We start from the raw sequence: 231 nt of genomic DNA on the forward strand, positions 1-231 counted from the left end.
GGTTTCACCTGACTCAGTCAAGGTGACACCTTTGTTGTCCCTTATCAGCAAAGATTGGCCGACACTCTCTTCAAGTTTCTTAACTTGTAAGCTCAGTGTTGATTGGGTTCGGCAAATTTTATCTGCTGCTTTTGACAAGTTGCCACATTCAGCAATAGCGATAAAACTTTCAAGCAATTCTATTTTTAACATGGGCTATTGGATAAGTTCATAGTGGTATCAGTATTACTC

At 39.4% G+C, this 231-nt stretch carries 1 protein-coding gene; it reads right to left on the bottom strand.

Translation table 11 applies throughout. From position 1 onward, the window contains the following. A partial coding sequence (locus AAEY88_RS15670) for a LysR family transcriptional regulator (protein ID WP_350563879.1) occupies nucleotides 1-192 on the bottom strand: 192 nt, incomplete at its 3' end. Nucleotides 193-231 lie beyond the last annotated feature (39 nt).

The organism is Psychrobacter sp. CAL346-MNA-CIBAN-0220 (assembly GCF_040309805.1).
Taxonomy (GTDB): Bacteria; Pseudomonadota; Gammaproteobacteria; order Pseudomonadales; family Moraxellaceae; genus Psychrobacter.